10 protein-coding genes are annotated in these 16,661 nt (G+C 31.6%); 4 read left to right on the plus strand and 6 right to left on the minus strand.

The window, feature by feature from the left end:
* Positions 1 to 96: 96 nt before the first annotated feature.
* From BUC03_RS07365 to BUC03_RS07375, 3 genes are read right to left on the minus strand one after another with little or no spacing between them, the layout of a single operon-like run.
* Positions 97 to 996: a carbohydrate kinase family protein gene (locus BUC03_RS07365; RefSeq protein ID WP_234971610.1), complete on the minus strand. Its 900-nt coding sequence runs from the start codon at positions 994 to 996 to the stop codon at positions 97 to 99.
* 22 nt (positions 997 to 1,018) lie between these two features.
* A complete protein-coding gene (locus BUC03_RS07370; RefSeq protein WP_073149824.1) occupies positions 1,019 to 2,515 on the minus strand; it encodes a mannitol dehydrogenase family protein in 1,497 nt (498 codons plus the stop codon).
* A 2-nt stretch (positions 2,516 to 2,517) separates the two neighbouring features.
* On the minus strand, positions 2,518 to 4,248 hold the full coding sequence (locus BUC03_RS07375) for a purine-cytosine permease family protein (protein ID WP_073149826.1): 1,731 nt from the start codon (positions 4,246 to 4,248) through the stop codon (positions 2,518 to 2,520).
* Between the two features lie 432 nt (positions 4,249 to 4,680).
* Here BUC03_RS07375 and uvrA point away from each other — a divergent pair, with 432 nt between their 5' ends.
* The 4 genes from uvrA to BUC03_RS07395 all read left to right on the plus strand — a co-directional run bounded on the left by uvrA (position 4,681) and on the right by BUC03_RS07395 (position 13,725).
* On the plus strand, positions 4,681 to 7,512 hold the full coding sequence (uvrA, locus tag BUC03_RS07380) for an excinuclease ABC subunit UvrA (RefSeq protein ID WP_073149828.1): 2,832 nt from the start codon (positions 4,681 to 4,683) through the stop codon (positions 7,510 to 7,512).
* 23 nt (positions 7,513 to 7,535) lie between these two features.
* Positions 7,536 to 8,231, plus strand: coding sequence for an LOG family protein (locus BUC03_RS07385; protein ID WP_073149830.1), 696 nt, complete (start codon positions 7,536 to 7,538; stop codon positions 8,229 to 8,231).
* Between the two features lie 81 nt (positions 8,232 to 8,312).
* Complete coding sequence (locus BUC03_RS07390; protein WP_084112853.1) at positions 8,313 to 11,132, plus strand: gluzincin family metallopeptidase; 2,820 nt, start codon at positions 8,313 to 8,315, stop codon at positions 11,130 to 11,132.
* A 181-nt stretch (positions 11,133 to 11,313) separates the two neighbouring features.
* A complete protein-coding gene (locus BUC03_RS07395; protein ID WP_073149832.1) occupies positions 11,314 to 13,725 on the plus strand; it encodes an alpha-ketoacid dehydrogenase subunit alpha/beta in 2,412 nt (803 codons plus the stop codon).
* 27 nt (positions 13,726 to 13,752) lie between these two features.
* Here the strand turns inward: BUC03_RS07395 and BUC03_RS07400 are convergent, their stop codons facing one another.
* From BUC03_RS07400 to BUC03_RS07410, 3 genes are read right to left on the minus strand one after another with little or no spacing between them, the layout of a single operon-like run.
* Positions 13,753 to 15,297 carry a PH domain-containing protein gene (locus tag BUC03_RS07400; RefSeq protein ID WP_073149834.1) on the minus strand — a complete coding sequence of 515 codons (1,545 nt, stop codon included), beginning with the start codon at positions 15,295 to 15,297 and terminating at the stop codon, positions 13,753 to 13,755.
* On the minus strand, positions 15,290 to 15,820 hold the full coding sequence (locus BUC03_RS07405) for a PH domain-containing protein (RefSeq protein ID WP_073149836.1): 531 nt from the start codon (positions 15,818 to 15,820) through the stop codon (positions 15,290 to 15,292). Before BUC03_RS07405 ends, BUC03_RS07400 begins: the two co-directional genes overlap by 8 nt.
* Positions 15,808 to 16,647 carry a 1,4-dihydroxy-2-naphthoyl-CoA synthase gene (locus tag BUC03_RS07410; RefSeq protein ID WP_073149838.1) on the minus strand — a complete coding sequence of 280 codons (840 nt, stop codon included), beginning with the start codon at positions 16,645 to 16,647 and terminating at the stop codon, positions 15,808 to 15,810. Before BUC03_RS07410 ends, BUC03_RS07405 begins: the two co-directional genes overlap by 13 nt.
* Positions 16,648 to 16,661: the final 14 nt, after the last annotated feature.

Consider the following 16,661-nt stretch of genomic DNA (forward strand, 5'->3'; position numbering starts at 1 on the left):
AATACTTCAACTCTAAACAAAAAAAAGAGAAGAATAACACACTGGCTACCTTCTCTTTTTCCACTTCAATTAAAAAAACTATTTTTCTATGAATAGCTATACCATTATTTCTTTTACTTTTTCTATAGTGATATCTGGATTAGCTCCAAAACTACCTGCTACTACTCCACCTACAGCACAAGCAAAATCTAGAGATTCTTGTGGAGAATTTTCTGTTAGTAAATGACCTATTAAAGCTCCTAAAAAAGAATCTCCTGCTCCTACAGTATCTACCAATGTAACTTTATAGCCTTCGTTATAATAAAATTTACCTTCGTAAAACAAAACAGCTCCATTACCTCCTTTAGTTACACAAACTGCTTTAGCTTTAGCTTTTTTGGCTATAAATTTCATTTTTTCTTCCATAGTAACTTCTATAGAAAAATCATTTTGAGTAATCTCTTCTATTTCTTCTTCATTAAATTTAATTAAGTCTGCATGAAGCATTAAACTATTAAGTGTTTCAATATCATAATGAGGAGGTCTCAAATTCACATCAAACACTTTAATAAGCTTGTGATCTTTTAAAATTTTAAGCAAAGTGTTTCTTGTTACTGTATCTCTTGAGGCCAAACTTCCATAAATTAATACATTAGAGGTTTTACATATGTTAGAGATTTTATCTGAATATGCTATTGCATCCCAAGCTACAGATTTTTTAATATCATAAGTGGCACAACCATTTTTATCTAACGATACTAGTACTTTACCTGTTTGTAAATTTTCTACCTCACTAACTGCCTCTGTATTTACTCCTTTTTCTTTCATAAAAGAGAGTAATTGGCTACCGTCTTCATCTTTACCTACAGCACTAATTACTGCTACAGGAAAACCAAAAGAGTTTAACCTTAATGCAATATTTAATGGTGCTCCTCCTATTTTCTTTTCATCACCAAAAACATCAAACAACACCTCCCCAAAACTCACAAAATTAATATCTGTATTTTGAAACATCATAGCTTTATATTTTTTAAACTCTTTAAACTAATGCTGCAGAAATATTAATTTCTTGTATACAGTCTTTAATTGATTTATTTCTTACTTTATTTAGTGCACTTACAAATGCATTTACAAACACATCGTTATTTACCAAGTCTCCAAAAATTGAATTAATTTCTAGAAACGCTATTGGATTTTTATGAGAAAGCTCTGCTGCTTTTATCAGTGTGTCTTTCATTACATCTTTAATCTCATAAGTATTATTATTTTCATCTACCCCATCATTATACTTACACCAAGCAGCAATAACCAATGTTATTCTGTCTATATTTTGATTTCCTTTTAATTGATCTCTTAAAGTAGATAATAAGAAAATTGGAATTTTAGCAGAGCTTTCTAAGCAAATTCTACTAATTAAATCTTTGATATAAACATTTTGAAATCTATCTAACAAAGTTTGTTTATAAGCATCTAAATCCATTCCGTCTAAAGATCCAAGAGTTGGCGTTACTTCAACATCCATAAAATCTTTTAAAAATTTACTAAAATCTTTATCGGTAGCTACCTGATCTATGGTATTATAACCGTGTAATGCACCTAAAATACCTAAACAACTATGCCCAGCATTTAATAACCTAAGTTTCATATTTTCATAAGGCAATACGTTTTCTACAAACTGTACACCTACTTTTTCCCAAGCTGGACGGCCAGATACAAAATGATCTTCTACTACCCATTGGTTAAACGGCTCACATACTACAGGCCACTTGTCTTCTATTTGAAATTTTTCTTTTAAGGTTTCTATATCTTCTGCTACGGTTACAGGAGTAATTCTATCTACCATTGCATTAGGAAAAGAGACATTTTCTTGCACCCAGTCTACCAATTCTGGTTCTGCTTTTTTTATAAATTCTGTTAGTGCTTTTTTAGCTACTTCTCCGTTTTCTTGAATATTATCGCAAGACTGGATGGTTAAACCATGCTCTCCTCTAGTTTTTCTTAATTTTAAGGCCTGAGTTATATAACCAAACACTGTTTTAGGTGCCTCTGGATTTTCTAAATCTTGCTGTATTAGCGGATTTGAAAAATCAAACTTACCAGTCCCTTCATTTAAATTATATCCGCCTTCTGTAATGGTAAGAGAAATTATTTTAATATCTGGGTGCGCAATTTTTTCTATAACTGCTGAAGGGTTTTCTGGTCCAAAAATAAATTCTACAATAGAACCTATTACTTTTGCCGTAAACGTACCATCTAACTCTTTTATCATTAACGTATACAATCCATCTTGATCTTTTAGTACTTTGTAAATTTTCTGATCAAAATCCATTAACCCTACCCCGCAAATACCACAATCTAACACGCCGTGATTTTGCATTAACTCGTGCGCATAAAACGCTTGATGTGATCTATGAAAATTACCAACACCTATATGAACTATACTTGTGGTAATACTATCTCTATTATAAGTTGGCTTCTCTACTCTAGATGAGATAGCACCCATATTCTCTTGATTTAAGCCAATTAAATTTTCCATAGTTATATATTTTCTTTTAAATTTTTATTTACTGATTTTGTTCTTTTTAATGCCCAATATGCAGTTACAAAATACCCTAAAGTAGCTACAAAAGCATACGTATTAAAGAGTGTTTTATTTTTTAAATAATCATCAAAATTAATACTAAACATAAATGTATTTACAGCTAAAGAAACGATTACTAGTAAAAATAAAATAGAAATCACTCTTAAAACTACAGTAAACACACGTTTATCTTTTTTCTCTTTGTGATAAGTTTTAGCTTGCTCTTGCTGAAACTCTTCAATATCTTTTTGAAGTCTTTTTTCTTGGCTAATTTCTATATCATAATTTTCTGTAGCTCCATAATATTTACACAATATGGTATATAGAATAATAGTAAAAATCCAAGTAGGAATAAATAAGTAATAAAAAGACATAAAATTTAAAGCATTTAAACCTATCCCGAAAACTAAACCTAACACCCAAGAAGCTATTGCAGGTTTGCTAGTTTTTAAATTTTTGTAATGCGCCCAATATCTAGTAAATCCTATTTTCGGAAAAATATAATGCTCTGCAAAAACTATAGCTCCTACTGGTATCACTAATAATCCTGCATAAGTTAATAAAGGAAGAATTCTACTAAATACAAATGGAAAGCAAGCTACTATCACCGTAAAAAAGCCTACTATCATAGTTACTTTTTTTCTAGAATGTTTTTTAAAAATTGCTTGTGCGGCTAATCCTGCTCTATAAAGATTGGCGTTTGCGGTGGTCCACCCTGCTACAATTACAATTACAAATCCAGATGCTCCCAAAGCTTTGTAAGCAACATCTCCCGGATCTAAATTTACCACGCTGTCTTTTAATAATATTGCTGCACCTGCGCCCATAACTCCCGCAGCTATCCAGGCAAGGTAATGACCAAATAACATTCCGAAACTAGAATACAAACCGTAAGAAGATTTTTTTGCAAACCTAAACAGAGCCATATCAATTAAGCCTAGGTGAGTAATGCTGTTTGCAGCCCAAGCAAAACCAATTACTTCTATTAATCCTATTCCTTCTTCTCCTGTGTCTGTTACTCCTTTCCAAATAGAATTATTTCCTATATGTAAAAAATCACTCCAACCAGTTATAGAAGTGCTTCCTAAAACATTATGAGATAAAGCAGGTAGTAACTCAAAAGCTCCAGATAAAAACAATACAAATAACCAAGGTGCACAAATACTAGAAAAATCTGCCACCGTTTTAAAACCATAAATAGCTACACAAACCACCACAGCTCCAACTCCTATCACAATTAATATAAAGTTGATGTTTGTAGAATACCAATTTAACTGAGCTGGGATATCAAATAACAATCGTACAGCAGAGGCAGAAACTGTTATCATTGCTGCAGAAATCACTGTAAAAATTACTGCATTTGCCCAATTATACAATTTAGACATAGAGTCTCCTGCAATTTTATTTAGGTAGGTATACAAACTTAATCTTGTTTGTACAGCAATTGGCGCAGTAACAAACGTCCACGTTAAAACTGCTAAAATATTCCCTATTAACAACCCTAATAAAATATCTTTTGTGGTTGCACCTAACGCAACAAACGTTGCTCCAATAACAAATTCTGTAGCTGCAATATGCTCTCCAGAAAAAAGACCTGCAAAATACTTTCCTCCGTGTAGTTTATGTTTTGCTACCGGAAGCTGCTCTTCGTTAAGAGAATCTAAATTTGCTTTTAATATATTTTTCATATTAATAATACACCTATTATTTTTTTAAGCTGATGTGAATTTCTCTTGATTTTTATAAAAATCGTTTTCGTGAAATTTCAATAGTATTTAAACTTATAAATATTTTACAACTATTAATTGCGTCTAAATTTAATACCATATTACAACTTATGTAAAAACTTCTTTAATTTTACAAACGTACTTTTTACGTTTAAAATTCAAATGTATTAAATTAATATTAATTTGTCTTTATTTTTTAATTTATTTACTTTAAATGTTTGTTTAATTATATATTTCATAATCAAAAACTACTAATTACAAGTAAAAACGTTAATGATACGTTTAATAATAATGCAGACTGGATTTTTGTAATTTTTAATTTTATCAAAGCTTTAAGAGACGTTCTTTCTTAATTTCAAGACTTTGAGTAACTTCGCAATCTTGCATAAAATTATGGCGAATTTCGACGAAAATATAGAAGTACAGGGTGCACGAGTGCACAATCTTAAAGATATAGATGTAACCATACCAAGAGAAAAATTGGTAGTAATTACAGGACTTTCTGGATCTGGTAAATCATCTTTAGCGTTTGATACAATTTACGCAGAAGGGCAACGTAGATACATTGAAACTTTTTCGGCTTATGCTAGACAATTTTTAGGTGGCCTAGAGCGTCCAGATGTAGATAAAATAGATGGTCTTTCCCCTGTAATTGCTATCGAGCAAAAAACTACGAGTAAAAGTCCGCGTAGTACAGTAGGTACTATTACAGAAATTTACGATTTTTTACGTTTACTATACGCTCGTGCTAGTGATGCTTACAGCTATAAAACTGGCGAAAAAATGGTTAGTTATAGTGACGAGCAAATAAAAAATCTTATAAAAAAAGACTTTAGTGGTAAACGCATTAACATTCTTTCTCCAATTATTCGTTCTAGAAAAGGTCATTATCGTGAATTATTTGAGCAAATTGCCAAGCAAGGCTTTTTAAAAGTAAGAACCGATGGTGAAGTACGTGATATAGAAAAAGGAATGAAACTTGACCGTTACAAAACTCATGATATTGAAATTGTTATCGATAGAATGAAGATTAGTAATGACGAGAAATTAGACAAACGCCTCTCGCAGAGTATTAATACTGCAATGAATCAGGGAGACAACGTTTTAATGATTCTAGATCAAGATTCTAATGAGATTAGGTATTTCAGTAGAAATTTAATGTGCCCAACTAGTGGTATTTCTTACCCTAACCCAGAGCCTAATAATTTCTCTTTTAACTCACCAAAAGGTGCCTGCCCAAAATGTAATGGTATTGGTTCTTTGTATGAAGTAAATCTGCATAAAATAATACCAGACGATTCTAAATCTATAAAAAGTGGAGGATTAGAACCACACGGACCGCAAAAGAAAAATTGGGCGTTTAAGCAAATGGAATTAATTGCACAGCGTTTCGACTTTAAACTTTCAGATCCTATAAAAGATATCCCGAAAGAAGCCTTAGAAATGATTCTTCACGGAGGCAAAGAAAAATTCAACATTCAATCTAAAGAATTGGGGGTAACACGTTCTTATAAAATAGATTTTGAAGGGGTTGCTACTTTTATAGAAAGCACTTACCACAATAATGACTCTGCTTCTCTTAAACGATGGGCAAAAGCTTATATGGACAAAGTAGAGTGTCCAGAATGTGAAGGTAGTCGTTTGCAAAAAGAATCGCTTTATTTTAAAGTGAACCAACAAAATATTGCCGAGTTAGCTCAAAAAGATATTCTAGAACTAACCGATTGGTTTGAAAAACTTCCGAAGAAACTCAGTAAAAATCAATGGAAAATTGCAGAAGAGATTGTAAAAGAGATTACCACACGTTTACAATTTTTAGTAGATGTAGGGTTGACATATTTGTCGCTAAATCGCGGTTCTAAATCCCTTTCTGGAGGTGAAGCACAACGTATTAGATTAGCCACCCAAATAGGCTCTCAATTAGTAGGTGTACTTTATATTTTAGATGAACCAAGCATAGGTTTACATCAGCGTGACAACGAAAAATTAATTAACTCTCTTGTTTCTCTGCGTGATGTTGGTAACTCTGTTATAGTGGTAGAACATGATAAAGATATGATAGAACGTGCCGATCATGTAATAGATATTGGCCCGTTTGCAGGAAAACACGGAGGAGAAATTATTAGTGAAGGTACCCCAGAAGAAATTAAAAAACACAATACACTTACCGCTTCATACCTTAACGGAACCAAAGAAATTAAAGTTCCTAATAAAAGACGAGAAGGAAATGGTAAGTTTATTGAACTAAAAGGTGCTACAGGTAACAACCTAAAAAATGTTTCTATAAAATTACCTCTAGGCCAAATGATCGTGGTTACAGGAGTTTCTGGTAGCGGAAAATCTACTTTAATTAACGAAACCCTCTACCCTATTATGAACGCTCATTATTTTAATGGTGTTAAAGAACCTATGCCTTATAAAACTATTAAAGGTTTAGATAATTGTGATAAGGTCATAGATATTAATCAAACACCAATTGGTAGAACACCACGTTCTAATCCTGCAACATATTCGGGTGTTTTTTCTGAAATACGAAGCCTTTTTGCTAAAACTCCAGAAGCACAAATTAGAGGTTACAAACCAGGAAGATTTAGTTTCAATGTAAAAGGCGGTAGATGTGAAACTTGTAAAGGTGGCGGACTTCGAGTTATAGAAATGAACTTTTTACCAGATGTGTATGTAGAATGTGAAACTTGCCAAGGTAAACGTTTTAATAGAGAAACTTTAGAAATTAGATATAAAGGAAAATCTATTAGCGATGTGTTAGAAATGACCATTGATGAGGCAACAGATTTTTTTGAGCCGATTCCAAAAATTTATCGAAAACTTAAAACCATTCAAGATGTTGGTTTAGGTTATATTACTTTAGGACAACAGAGCACCACACTTTCTGGTGGTGAAGCACAACGTATAAAATTAGCTACAGAACTTTCTAAAAGAGATACTGGTAATACGTTTTATATTTTAGATGAACCTACTACTGGTCTTCATTTTGAAGATATTCGTGTTTTAATGGAAGTATTAAATAAATTGGCAGATAAAGGAAATACGGTTTTAATAATAGAACATAATTTAGATGTTATTAAACTAGCCGATTACATTATTGATATTGGTTATGAAGGAGGTAAAAATGGCGGACAAGTAGTTACAGACGGAACCCCTGAAGAAGTTGCTAAACATAAAAAAAGTTATACGGCTAAATTTTTAAGAAAAGAATTACATTAGTCTTTAGATAATAAATTACAACTATGAGTACATTAAGAAATACCAACCATAAAAGTTGGAACGAAATAAAAATTAACGATAGCTGGGCACTTTTTAAAATTATGAGTGAATTTGTGCACGGCTATGAGCGTATGAGTGCTATTGGCCCTTGTGTATCTATATTTGGTTCTGCCAGAACTAACCCAGAACATAAATACTACAAATTAGCTACAGAAGTGGCAGAAAAAATTGTAGAACACGGCTACGGAGTAATTACTGGTGGTGGTCCTGGTATTATGGAGGCTGGTAATAAAGGTGCACATTTAGCAGGCGGTACTTCTGTAGGTTTAAATATAGACTTACCTTTTGAGCAGCACGATAATCCATACATAGACAAAGATAAAAATCTAGATTTTGATTACTTTTTTGTGCGTAAAGTAATGTTTGTAAAATACTCGCAAGGTTTTGTGGTAATGCCTGGTGGTTTTGGTACTTTAGATGAATTATTTGAAGCAATTACCCTTATACAAACTCATAAAATTGATAAATTTCCTATTATATTAGTTGGTCATGAGTTTTGGGATGGTTTATTAGATTGGGTAAAAACTACTCTTTTAGATAGTTTTAAAAATATTAGTGCTAACGATATGGATTTGGTACAAGTAGTAGATACTGCAGATGAAGTGATAGATATTCTAAATAAATTCTACAATCAATATAATCTAAGTCCTAATTTTTAGAATTTATACTACATTGAGCGTTAATACGTTATAAATTTACTATTTGGCCTATTTTGAAATGTTTTTAAACCCTCGGTAAGATTGATAAAAAAAAGACTTTCTTTATTACTTTTCATTTTAAGCCCTTTTTTTCTATTAGCGCAAACTAAAGTAGAAATTAAAGCCTCGTTAAATGCTACTACTAAAGTAATATCTATTCAGCAAGACATAGAATACTTTAATAAAAGTAACGATACTTTACAAGAAATCTACTTATCAGATTGGGCTAATAGTTTTAGTAGTAAAACTACTCCCCTTGCCAAACGTTTTTCTGAAGAATTTTCTAGAAAATTTCACTATTCTAGAAATTATGAAAAAGGAGGAACCATCATAAAATCTTTAACTAATTTTCAAGATAGAAGATTGGTTTGGCAACGACCAGAAAATTATCCAGATATCATTAAGGTTAATTTAGACTACCCACTTTTTCCTCAAGAAAAATATATTATTCGGTTAAATTATCAAGTAAAAATACCTGTCGATAAATTTACTAGGTACGGGTATAGTGATGAAGGTTTTAAACTAAAATATTGGTTTATTACTCCTTCTAGCTACACACAAAAAGGGTGGGAATTTTATAGTAACAAAAATTTAAACGATTTATTTACCCCTCTATTTCAGACAAACGTAGAGTTTTTACACGAAAAAGGCTATAAAGTAGTATCTCCACTACCATCAAATACTATTTTAAAAAACGACTCTATTGCCCAAACAAATTTATCTGGTAAAAACTATGTAGACCAAAAAATCTATTTAGTAAAAGAAAACACGTTTGACACTATTAAAACAAGTAAGGTAAATGTAATTACCAATGTAGAAGATGATGATGTAAACCCAGAAATTAAAAAATTAGTAATAGATAGAATTGTACGGTTTTTAAGTTACCGTTTGGGAGAATATCCTTTAGAAAATTTAATGGTTACAGAAGAAGATTATTTATCTAACCCTATTTATGGGCTCAATCAACTTCCTTCTTTTATTAGACCTTTTCAAGATGGTTTTCAATACGATATAAAACTATTAAAAGCAATTACCAAAAACTACTTAGACAATACACTTTTATTAAACCCTAGAGACGAAGCTTGGCTAAAAGATGCTATTTTAATTTATTTTATGATGGAGTATGTAAACGCATACTACCCAAACACAAAATTATTAGGTAGTTTTAGTGATATAATAGGTATTAGGTGGTTTCACGCAGCAGATTTAGAATTTAATGATCGTTATCCATTTTACGCATTAAATATGTCACGCTTAAATCTTGAGCAACCATTAAATATGAGTCAAGATTCTTTAATAAAATTCAATAAAAATATTGCAAATCCATATAAATCTGGAATAGGTTTTAACTACATCAACGATTATTTAGGAGAAAAAAAATCTACCTACAATGCTTTAAAACAATTTTACAGCACTCATAAATTAGATGAAAATGTAAAAATTGAAGACTTTAAAATCTTATTAGAAAAAAATGCAAATAAAAATTTAGATTGGTTTTTTAAAGATTACATCACTACCAATTCTAAAATAGATTTTACCATAAAAAAGGTAAAGAAACAAAACGACTCTTTAAAAATTACCATTAAAAATAAGTCTACCAATAAAATGCCTGTTTCTTTATATGGTTTAAAAGATAAACAAGTTGTTTCTAAATATTGGGTAGAGAATGTAGACTCTCTAAAAACAGTTACAATTGCAAAAAATAATATTGACCGTTTAGCATTAAATTATGAAGGTATAATTCCAGAATTTAATCAGCGTAATAATTACAAACGAGTAACTACATTTTTAAACAAACCTATTCAATTTAGACTACTTGAAGATATTGAAGACCCAAAATACAATCAGCTTTTTTTAATTCCAGAATTTAATTACAACTTGTATGACGGTTTTATTATTGGCCCTAAACTTTACAATAGCACTATTTTAAGAAGAAATTTTAATTTTAAAATTGCTCCTAAAATAGGCTTAAGAAGCAAAGCCCTGGTAGGTTCTCTATCCCTATCTAACAATCAATTATTTCAAAATCAAGAATTACACCGAGTAAATTACGGGCTTTCTGCCAACAGATATGCTTATGCAGATGATCTTTATTACCATAGATTAACCCCATATTTCAACTTACTTTTCAGAAATAATTATTTAAGAAGTAACCAAAGTCAAGCCCTAAGCATAAGAAGCGTAAATGTATTTAGAGACAAAGCCATTGCCAACCAAGTAGACGAGCCAGATTATAGTGTGGTTAATTTACAATATTTATATAGCGATAGAAATTTTAGAGATTATTTTACAAGCACAATAGATTATCAAATAGCCAAACAGTTTAGTAAAGTTTCTGTAACTGCTAAATGGAGAAAATTATTTTTAAATAATAGGCAAATAGAGCTAAGATCATTTACAGGACTATTTTTATTTAACGATAGTAAAAAATCAGATTATTTTAGCTTTGCTTTAGACAGGCCTACAGATTATTTATTTGATTATAATTACTACGGAAGAAGTGAAAGTAGTGGTTTATTTAGCCAACAATTTATAGAAGCAGAAGGAGGTTTCAAATCTCAATTACAACCTGCTTACGCAAACCAATTTATATCTACCTTAAACGGAAGCTTTACCATTTGGAACTGGATTCATGCATACGGAGATATGGGAGTAGTTAAAAACGCAGGAGACCAAGCAGAATTTTTATACGACTCTGGTATTCGGGTAAATCTAGTACAAGACTATTTTGAAGTTTTTCTACCTGTATATTCTAATTTAGGTTGGGAAACTGCCCAAGATAACTACGACCAAAAAATTAGATTCATTGTATCACTAGATTTCAACACTTTAATAAAATTATTTACTAGAAAATGGTACTAACGTGAAATCATTTAGATAAAAAACATTGCTGTTTTTTAAAAATAATTCAATTATTTAACCATAAATTATATTATTTATAATTTTAAAACAAAATAATATCAATTTCATAATTTTAACAGAATTTGTTAATTGATGTTTTATTCATTTTTTACTATCTTCGTGGTCAATTAAAAATTGAAATATGCAAGAAAAGGTCTTAGAAAGAACTGATATTTCTTTTACAGAGTTTAAAGAACAAGTTATTAAAGATTATACTACTGCAGTAGTAAGTAGAGAATGTAGCTTATTAGGGCGCCGAGAAGTGCTTACAGGTAAAGCTAAATTTGGAATCTTTGGTGATGGTAAAGAAGTGCCTCAATTAGCAATGGCAAAAGCTTTTAAGAATGGAGATTTCCGTTCTGGCTACTACCGTGATCAAACTTTAATGATGGCGTTAAACTTATTGTCTGTAGAAGAGTTTTTTGCTGGCCTTTATGCTAACACAGACATAGAAAAAGAACCAATGGCTGGTGGTAGGCAAATGGGTGGTCACTTTGGTACACACAGCTTAAACAAAGACGGTAGCTGGAAAAACCTTACCCAACAACCAAACTCTAGTGCAGACATCTCTCCTACTGCTGGGCAAATGCCTAGATTATTAGGTCTTGCACAAGCTTCTAAAATTTATAGAAATGTAGAAGGCATTGATGCCGAAAAATTTTCGGTTAATGGTAATGAAGTAGCTTGGGGTACTATTGGTAATGCAAGTACTAGTGAAGGTCTTTTTTGGGAAACCATAAATGCTGCCGGAGTAATGCAAGTACCAATGGTAATTAGTGTTTGGGACGATGCTTACGGTATCTCTGTACCTGCTAAATACCAAACTACAAAAGAAAATATTTCAGAAATATTAAAAGGATTTCAACGTGATGAAGAAAATAATGGCTACGAAATTATTGTAGTTAACGGGTGGAATTATCCAGAACTGATGGAAGCTTATCAAAAAGCATCTGCTATTTCTAGAGAAAACCACACACCTGTTTTAGTTCACGTTAAAGAACTTACACAACCACAAGGGCATTCTACCTCTGGTTCTCACGAACGTTATAAGTCTGAATCTCGTTTACAATGGGAAAAAGAAAATGATTGCAATGTAAAAATGAGGGCTTGGATTATTGAAAGCGAAATTGCTACAGATGAAGAGTTAAAAGAAATAGAAAAAGAAGCTAAAAAAACCGTTAGAGAAGGTAAAAAAGCTGCTTGGAAAGCTTTTACAGAAGGTCCTATTCAAGATAAAAATACCGTTGTAAATTTAATTAGTAAAGTTGCAGAAACAAGTAGCAACAAAAACTTTATACAACCTTTATTAGATGAACTTTCTGCAATTAAAGAACCTCAAAAATTTGAAGTTTTACGTATTGCTAGAAAAGTATTAATCTATACCTTAAAAGAAAATTCTACTGCTAAAACAGATTTGGTAAACTGGGTAAATAACTTTACTAACATTACACAACCAGAATATAGTAGCCATTTACACAGTGAGCAAACAAATAATGCCCTTTCTATTGCAGAAGTTAAACCAGAGTATAATGAAGATGCAGAGTTAGTAGATGGGCGTATTGTTATACGTGAAAACTTCGATAAAATTTTCACTAAATATCCAGAAGCCTTAATTTTTGGAGAAGACACTGGTAATATTGGAGATGTAAACCAAGGCTTAGAAGGTTTACAAGAAAAATATGGAGAGTTAAGAATTGCCGATGCTGGTATTCGTGAAGCTACCATTCTAGGCCAAGGTATTGGTATGGCAATGCGTGGTTTACGCCCAATTGCAGAAATACAATACTTAGATTATATAATGTATGCGCTACAAATTATGACAGATGATTTAGCAACCGTACATTACAGAACTAAAGGAAAACAAAAAGCACCGCTTATTGTAAGAACACGTGGTCACCGTTTAGAAGGTATTTGGCATAGTGGCTCACAAATGGGTGGATTGGTACATTTACTAAGAGGTATTCACATTTTGGTGCCTCGTAATATGACCAAAGCTGCTGGTTTCTACAACACGCTATTAGAAAGTGACGAACCTGCACTTATTGTAGAATGCTTAAATGGTTACCGTTTAAAAGAAAAACTCCCTACTAACTTAGGTGAATTTAAAACCCCTATTGGAGTTGTAGAAACGGTAAAAGAAGGAAATGACATTACATTAGTATCTTACGGTTCTACATTAAGAATTGTAGAAGATGTAGCTAAAGATTTAATCTCTGTAGGAATTGATGCAGAAGTGATTGATGTACAATCACTTTTACCATTTGATGTAAACCACGATATTGTAAAAAGTGTAGAGAAAACCAATAGACTTTTAGTTATAGATGAAGATGTACCAGGAGGGGCTTCAGCATACATTATGCAAGAAATTTTAGAAAAACAAAATGCTTATCGTTTCTTAGATAGCAAGCCACAAACACTTACTGCTAAAGAGCATAGGCCTGCATACGGTACAGATGGTGATTATTTCTCTAAACCTTCTGCAGAAGATATATTTGAAAAAGTTTATAGTATTTTTAATGAAGTGAATCCAACAGAGTTTCCTAGTTTAAGATAGAAAAAGAAAAATATCACTAAATTATAGTTACATCCACGCTTTTGTGGATGTTTCTATTTTATAAAAACTGTAGTTTAAATTTTTTAATACTTCTTCTCTCACTAACGGAAAAGATAAATCGCCTCCCGCAGTATGAAATTCTAAGTTATAAACTTTGCGTTTTTTAAACCAAAGTGGTTGTTTTACCGTAACAGATTGCAATTTAAAAAGCTCTAAAATTTCTGTTTCTTGATTCCAAATACCGTGCTTTTTAATGATGAAACTCTCTGTAAATTCAATAGAAATTGATTGATAATACATTTTGTTTAAAACAAATGAAAGTCCTATATAAATAAATATAAATGGTAAAATAATTTTCCATTCATACCAAGAAAAAATAACTACCGGTATAAAAGCAATAGCCAGAGGAATTAAACTTAGCATCACACGCCTAAAAATTAAAAAATGATGCGGTTTAATAGCTTCAGAAGTTTCATCTGCTTTATTAAATAAAAACTCTTTTATTTTCTGAAGTTTTTCTTTTGCCAACCCCGGAATTCTAATCTTCCCTTTTTTACCCTGAATCTCGTCAGAACTGCTTGCTAGAGAAACTTCTGCCTCATAAAGGTTTAATCGCTTCTGAATAGGATTAGTACTTAACCTCAACAATTGTACTCTTCTTGGCTTTAGTGAAGTTCTTGTATTAGTTTTTAGTCCCATTTCTAGGTCTAAACTCGAGGTGGTTTGTGTTAGTGTTAGATTAAAATATTTAATAAAAATTTCTATGGTAGAAATTACAATTCCTGCTATAAATGTTAAAACCACAGCCATTAATAAAACAAAAATTATTGCACTTGAAGAGGTATAATTTTTATCTAAATACTCCACGCCTTGGTCTATATAGGGATTTTCAATTTTTAGCTGGCTCAATTCATTCATTATAGTACTAAAAAAAATAAAAATAAGCCAAATACCACGTAAGTAGTTAGAGGTTAATCCAAGCTTCAGTAAATCTAAAATACCTAGTTGGTGCTTCCATTCTACCTTCTGTTTTTTTGTGAAATTTGGGTTAATTGCAGAATCATTTACTGTTTCAACTTCATATTCAACTTCCTCTAAGTTTTCTTCCGCAGCTAAATCCATCAAAATACTTCTTAAATCTTCTGCTTTTTCTTTAGAAAGCGCTTTTATTGTAACTTCTTTTTGTGAGCTTCCAGCGGTATCAATTGCTACTTCATACACATTAATAATTCGTTGAATAATTGATCTTTTAAAATAAACTTGCTGAATTTTATCAAACGGTATATTGATATATTCTGTAGAAAAAACTCCTTTTTGCAACACAAATTCTTTCTGCTTGTAATCAATATGAAACTTGAATTTTTTATAGTAAAAAAAGCTATAAATAAGTGATAATAAACCTACGATGCCAAAACCTAATAAAATATAAAGTTTTGCTTTTGAATTACTACTGAATAAAAAGTAAGCAAACGAAATTAAAACCGCTCTTAATATCTTATAGAATGAAGATGTAAATATTACTAGAATACCTACTTTAGATTGGTTTTGTGGCTGTGTAAAAGGTTTATTCATGTTCTTCTACCGTTAATTTTTTAGCAACCGCTTCTTTTAACTTTAAAGCTAAATCTGGCAATAAACCTGGTATACTTACATCACTCCCCTGCCCGCCTGCGGTAAAAATTTTTAAGGTTGAAACACCAAGTGCTTTATCAAAAACTCCACGTGATATAGAAACATGCTGAATACGATTAAACGGAATCACTGTTGTTTTGTTAATTAAATAGCCTCTGCTATAAATGATATCTTTTTCTCGTAATGCATAGCCATATTTTTTTTGTAATAGAAAGGCGTTTAGATAGCCAAACCCAAACACTATAAAAAGCACTGTCAGTGCTAAATATAAAACCCAATGGGTTGGTAACAAATAAAAAAGTACCCCCCAACCTATTAATAATAGCAAAAAGCCTATACTAATTTGAATAAAGCTTTTGGTTCTTTTTTTTATTGATACAGACAAAAAATCTACTGCTTGATAATCAGGCAGTAGATCTATTTCTAATTGTTTATTGGTAAATTGACTCTCTACGGAATCCATTTTTTCTCAAAATTTGGTTGGCGTTTTTCTAAAAATGCATTTCTACCTTCTTTTGCTTCATCTGTCATATAAGCAAGTCTGGTAGCTTCTCCTGCAAATACTTGTTGCCCTACCATACCATCATCTGTTAAATTCATTGCAAATTTCAGCATTTTAATAGAGATAGGTGATTTTGCCAGAACTTCTTGTGCCCACTCATAAGCGGTTTGCTCTAACTCATCGTGTGGTACAACGGCATTTACCATACCCATTTCAAAAGCTTCTTGTGCAGAATAATTTCTTCCTAAAAAGAAAATTTCTCGGGCTTTCTTTTGCCCCACCATTTTTGCTAAGTATGCAGAACCATAACCTCCATCAAAACTAGTTACATCTGCATCTGTTTGTTTAAAAATAGCGTGTTCTTTACTAGCTAAAGTCATATCACAAACTACGTGTAAACTATGACCACCACCAACAGCCCAACCTGGTACTACACAAATTACTGCCTTAGGCATAAAACGTATTAAACGTTGTACTTCTAAAATATTTAAACGATGGTAACCATCTTCTCCCACGTAACCTTCTTTTCCACGTGCTTTTTGATCGCCGCCACTACAAAAAGACCATATACCATCTTTTGTTGATGGGCCTTCTGCAGAGAGTAACACCACTCCAACAGATGTATCTTCGTGTGCATCATGAAAAGCATCTAACAACTCGCTAGTAGTTTTTGGTCTAAAAGCATTTCTTACATCTGGTCTATTAAATGCAATTCTGGCTACTCCATTATATTTTTTATAAGTAATATCATCATACTCTTTGGCGGTTTCCCACTTAATTTCACTCATAATAGATTTTTATA

This window comes from Mesonia phycicola (genome assembly GCF_900141885.1).
In the GTDB taxonomy this organism is placed as follows: domain Bacteria; phylum Bacteroidota; class Bacteroidia; order Flavobacteriales; family Flavobacteriaceae; genus Mesonia; species Mesonia phycicola.